Source organism: Streptomyces sp. NPDC047014 (assembly GCF_040644195.1).
Taxonomy (GTDB): domain Bacteria; phylum Actinomycetota; class Actinomycetes; order Streptomycetales; family Streptomycetaceae; genus Streptomyces.
The window spans coordinates 1-5,809 of the sequence record NZ_JBEYVX010000164.1 but is presented as its reverse complement, the minus strand read 5'-3'; the positions used below and the strand labels follow the sequence as shown (position 1 = coordinate 5,809).

The following is a 5,809-nucleotide window of genomic DNA, read 5'->3' as shown; positions in this document are numbered from 1 at the left end:
CCACCGCCGCGCCCACGGACACCCCGCCACCTCCCTCGCCTGGGGCTTCTGGGCCCAACGCACCGGCATGACCCACCACCTCGACAACGAAGAGGCGGTGATGCGCCGCATGGCCGGCGCCGGGGTGGTGCCCCTCTCCGAGGAGCAGGGCCTGGCGCTGTTCGACGCGGCGCTCGCGCTGGACGCGCCGGTCTCCGTGCCGATGCCGCTGGACCTCACGGCGCTGCGGACCCAGGCCGGTGCGGGCACGCTGCCGCCGCTGCTGCGCGGCCTGGTGCGCGCTCCGGCCCGCCGGGCGGCGGCCGCCCCGGGGACCGCCGGGAGTCCGGCCTTCGCGGCCGAGCTCGCGGCGCTGCCGCGGGCCGAACGGGCACGGCGGCTGCTGGACCTCGTACGGACGCACGCGGCGACGGCGCTCGGGTACCCGACGTCCGAGGGGCTGGACGCGAAGCGGACCTTCCGCGAGCTGGGCTTCGACTCGCTGGCGGCGATCGAGCTGCGCAACGGCGTGGGCGGGGCGACCGGTCTGCGGCTGCCCGCGACGCTGGTCTTCGACCACCCGACGCCGGCCGCCGTGGTGGACTTCCTGCTCGGCGAGCTGACGGGCGAGGAGCAGGCGCGGCCCGCCGCGCGCCCGGCCGGGGCGGCCTCCGCGGCCGACGAGCCGATCGCGATCGTGGGCATGGCCTGCCGGTACCCGGGCGGGGTGTCGTCCCCCGAGGAGCTGTGGGAGCTGGTGCGCTCCGGCCGGGACGCGATCGCCGGTATGCCCGAGGACCGCGGCTGGGACGTGGAGCGGCTGTACGACCCGGAGCTGACCCGGCCGGGCACCTCGTACGTGCGCCAGGGCGGATTCCTCTACGACGCGGCCGACTTCGACCCGGAGTTCTTCGGTATCTCGCCGCGCGAGGCCCTGGCCATGGACCCGCAGCAGCGGCTGCTGCTGGAGACGGCCTGGGAGGCGCTGGAGCACGCGGGCATCGACCCGCACACGGTGCGCGGCAGCCGGACCGGCGTGTTCACCGGCATGATGTACCACGACTACGCCTCGGACCGGGCCGAACTGCCCGAGGAGGCCGAGGGGTTCATCGGGACCGGCTCGGCCGGCTCGGTCGCCTCCGGGCGGATCGCGTTCACCCTGGGTCTGGAGGGGCCCGCCCTCACCATCGACACCGCGTGCTCGTCCTCGCTCGTGGCCCTGCACCTGGCCGCGCAGGCGCTGCGTGGCGGCGAGTGCGATCTGGCGCTGGCCGGTGGCGTGACCGTGATGTCGACGCCCGCCGTGTTCGTGGAGCTGTCCCGGCAGGGCGGCCTGTCCCCCGACGGCCGGTGCCGCTCCTTCGCCGACGGTGCCGACGGCACCGGCTGGGGCGAGGGCGCCGGACTCCTGCTGGTCGAGCGGCTCTCCGACGCCCGCCGCAACGGCCACCCCGTTCTGGCGGTCGTACGGGGAACGGCCGTCAACCAGGACGGTGCGTCCAACGGCCTGACCGCGCCGAACGGGCCCGCGCAGCAGCGGGTGATCGAGGCGGCGCTCGGCAACGCGGGCCTCGGACCGGGCGATGTCGACCTGGTGGAGGCGCACGGCACGGGCACCACCCTCGGTGACCCCATCGAGGCGCAGGCGCTGATGGCCACCTACGGCCGGGAGCGGCCCTCCGGGCGGCCGCTGCGGCTGGGATCGATCAAGTCCAACATGGGCCACACCCAGGCCGCGGCGGGCGCGGCGGGCATCATCAAGACGGTCATGGCGATGCGGCACGGCGTCATGCCCAGGACCCTGCACGTGGACCGGCCCAGCGGGCAGATCGACTGGTCCGAGGGCGGGGTGGAGCTGCTGACCGAGCCGCGGGAGTGGACGACGGACGGTGCTCCGCGCCGGGCCGGTGTGTCCTCCTTCGGGATCAGCGGCACCAATGCCCACGTCATCATCGAGCAGCCCCCGGCCGCCGAGCCGGTGACCGCCGCTCCCGTGGCTCCCGAGGTGGTCCCGTGGGTGCTCTCCGGGCACGACCGGGCGGCGCTGTACGCGCAGGCCGCGCGGCTGGTGGCGCATGTGGAGGCGCACCCGGAGCTGTCGCCGGCGGACGTGGGCGCGACCCTGGCCGGCCGGGCGGCGCTCCCCCACCGTGCGGTGGTACTGGGCGCCGGCCGGGAGGCGCTGCTGAGCGGTGCGGCCGGGCTCGCGGGCCGGGCCGCCGATCCGGACGCGGCGCTGCCGCCGGGCGTGGCCGAGGGTTCCGTCCTCGGTGACGACCGGGTGGTCTTCGTCTTCCCCGGGCAGGGTGCGCAGTGGCTGGGCATGGCCGCCGGACTGCTGGACTCCTCACCGGTCTTCGGCGCGCGGGTCCAGGAGTGCGCGGAGGCGCTCGCCCCGTACGTCGACTGGTCGCTGCTCGCCGTGCTGCGGCAGGAGCCGGGCACCCCGCCCTGGGACCGGGTCGACGTGGTGCAGCCCGCGCTGTGGGCGGTGATGGTCTCGCTGGCGGAGGTGTGGCGCTCCTACGGGGTCGAGCCCGACGCCGTGATCGGCCACTCCCAGGGGGAGATCGCCGCCGCGTGCGTCTGCGGGGCCCTGGACCTGGCCGACGGGGCCCGGATCGTGGCCCTGCGGGCCAAGGCGATCGGCTCCGCGCTGGCCGGGCGGGGCGGCATGGTCTCCGTGGCCCTGTCCGCCGCGGGGACGCGGGAGCTGATCGCGGACCGGCCGGGGGCCCTCTCGGTGGCCTCGGTCAACGGACCGTTCAGCACGGTGGTCGCCGGTGAACCCGGCGCGCTCGACGCGTTGCTCGCCCGCTGCGCCGAGGACGGCGTCCGGGCCCGCCGTATCCCGGTGGACTACGCCTCCCACACCGCGCAGGTGGAGGAGATCGAAGCGGATCTCGCCGCGGAGCTCAAGGACGTCGCGCCGCGCTCGTCGTCCGTACCGTTCTTCTCCACCCTCACCGGCGGCACGCTGGACACCGCGGAGCTGGACGCCGGGTACTGGTACCGGAACCTGCGCCACACCGTGGAGTTCGAAGGGGCCACGCGGGCCGCGCTCGCGCAGGGCTTCACCGTCTTCGCGGAGATCAGCCCGCATCCGGTGCTGGTGCCGTCCGTCCAGGACACCATCGACGCCGCCGGCGCGGCCGCGGCGGCCGTGGGCTCGCTGCGCCGTGACGACGGCGGTCTGCGGCGCATGCTGACCTCGGTGGCCGAGGCCGGGGTGCTGGGCGTCGGCGTCGACTGGGCACCGGTGTTCGCCGGGGCCCGGCAGGTGGAGCTGCCGACGTACGCGTTCCAGCGCCGCCGGTTCTGGCTGGAGGGGCGGCGCGGGGCGGGGGACCTGACGGCGACCGGCCTGGAGCCGGCGGACCATCCGCTGCTGGGCGCGGCCGTGGTCATGGCGGGCGGTGAGGGCGTGGTGCTCACCGGCCTGCTGTCCGGGCGTACCCACCCCTGGCTCCTGGACCACGCGGTCTCCGGCACGGCCCTGCTGCCGGGCACGGCCTTCGTGGACCTGGCGGTCCGGGCGGGTGACCACCTGGGCCTGCCGCACCTGGAGGAACTGACCCTGCAGGCGCCTCTGCTGCTGGGCGCCGGCCCTGAGGACGATGTCACGGTGCAGGTCCGCGCCACTCCGGACGAGGGCACGGGCGGCTGCGCGGTCACCGTGCACTCCCGGACCGGTGACGGGGACTGGACCCTGCACGCGACCGGCACCCTGGGCGCGGAGGCACCCGAGGAGCCCGTACCGGACGCGGCCTGGCCGCCCGCCGGGGCGGAGCCCGTCCCGCTGGACGGTGTCTACGACGACCTCGCCGAGGGCGGCTACCACTACGGGCCGGCCTTCCGCGGCCTGGAGGCGGTGTGGCGCCGGGACGGCGAGCTGTTCGCCGAGATCCGGCTGCCCGAGGCGGAACGGGAGGAGGCCGGCCGGTACGGCGTCCACCCCGCCCTGCTGGACTCCGCGCTGCACGCCATGGCGGTGGCCGGCGACCAGGAGGCAGGCGTACGGCTGCCGTTCGCCTGGACCGGTGTGCACCTGTACGCGACCGGGGCGACCGCGGCCCGGGGCCGGCTCACTCCGTCCGGTGACCAGCTCTCGCTGCTGCTCACCGACGACACGGGCCGGCCCGTCGTCGCGGTGCGTTCACTCGTGACCCGGCCGGCCGCGATCGGGAAGCCGTCGGGCGGCGCGCTGGAGGAGGCGCTGCTCCACCTCGACTGGACCGCGCTGCCCTCCGGGGCACAGGGCGCGGGGGCCGCCGCGTACACCCTGGTGGGCGAGGACCCGTTCGCGCTGGCCGACGGGGCCGCGGCGGTGCGGCCGGACCTGGCCGCGCTCGCCGCGGAGGGCCCGGTCCCGGACCAGGTGGTGGTCTGCCTGGCCCCGGCGGGGTCCGGCGATCCGGTGGCCGCGGCACACGCCGCCGCGCAGGAGACCCTGGAGTGGGTCCGCGCCTGGCTGGCCGACGACCGCTTCGGCTCCTCCCGGCTGGTGTTCGTGACGACGGGGGCGGTCGCCGCGGGCGACGCCGAGGACGTCACCGATCTCCCGCACGCGACGAGCTGGGGTCTGGTGACCTCGGCGCAGACCGAGAACCCGGACCGGTTCGGCCTCGTCGACCTGGACGGCGAGCCGGAGTCCCGGGAGGCGTTCGCGGCGGCCCTGGGGACCGCCGAGCCCCGGACCGCCGTCCGTCGCGGCACGGTCACCGCGCCCCGGCTGGCGCGTGCCCGCTCGCACCCGGCGCTGCTGCCGCCGTCGACGGGGGCGCCGTGGCGCCTGGAGAGCACGGGCAGCGGAACCATCGAGAACCTGGCGCTGGTGCCCTGCCCGGAGGTCCTCGGCCCGCTCGGGGCGGGACAGGTCCGTGTCGCGGTGCACGCGGTCGGTATGAACTTCCGGGACGTCGTGGTCGCGCTCGGCGTCGTCACCACCCAGAAGGGCATCGGCGGCGACATCGCCGGTGTCGTCATGGAGACCGGCGCCGGGGTGACCAACGTCGCCGTCGGCGACCGGGTCCTGGGCCTGTGCTCGGACTCGTTCGGACCGGTCGCCGTCTGCGACCACCGGTTCCTGACCCCGATGCCCGACGGATGGTCCTACGAGCAGGCCGCCACGGTCCCGATCACCCATCTGACCGCCTACTACGGTCTGGTGGACCTGGCCGCGGTGCGGCAGGGCGAGTCGGTCCTCGTGCACGCGGCGGCCGGAGGTGTGGGCATCGCCGCCGTGCAGCTCGCCCGGCACCTCGGCGCCGAGGTGTACGGCACGGCGAGCCCCGGCAAGTGGCAGACCCTGCGCGACCACGGCCTGGACGCACCGCACATCGGCAACTCCCGGACCCTGGAGTTCGAGCAGTGGTTCATGGAGACCAGCGGCGGCTGCGGGGTCGACGTGGTCCTGGACTGCCTGGCGGGCGAGTTCGTGGACGCGGGACTGCGGCTGCTGCCCCGGGGCGGGCGCTTCCTGGAGATGGGCAAGACCGACAAGCGCGAGCCCGCGGAGGTCGCCGGGACGTACCCGGGCGTCGCCTACGCGGCGTACGACCTGATGGAAGCGGGACCGGACCGGATCCAGGAGATGCTGGTCGCGGTGATGGACCTGTACCGGGACGGCGCTCTGGTGCTCCCGCCCCTCACCACGTACGACGTACGGCGCGCCCGCGACGCGATGCGCGACCTGAGCCAGGCGAAGCTGGTCGGCAAGGCGGTCCTGACCGTCCCGCAGGGCATCGACCGGGACGGGACGGCGCTGATCACCGGCGGCACCGGCACCCTCGGCGCACTCCTCGCCCACCACCTCGTCACCCACCACGGA

Annotated in this window: 1 protein-coding gene; it reads left to right on the top strand. The window is 75.8% G+C overall.

The genetic code is table 11. The features are described 5' to 3' along the window. On the top strand, positions 1-5,809 hold a 5,809-nt coding region (locus ABZ873_RS33775), incomplete at both ends, for a beta-ketoacyl synthase N-terminal-like domain-containing protein (protein WP_360880574.1).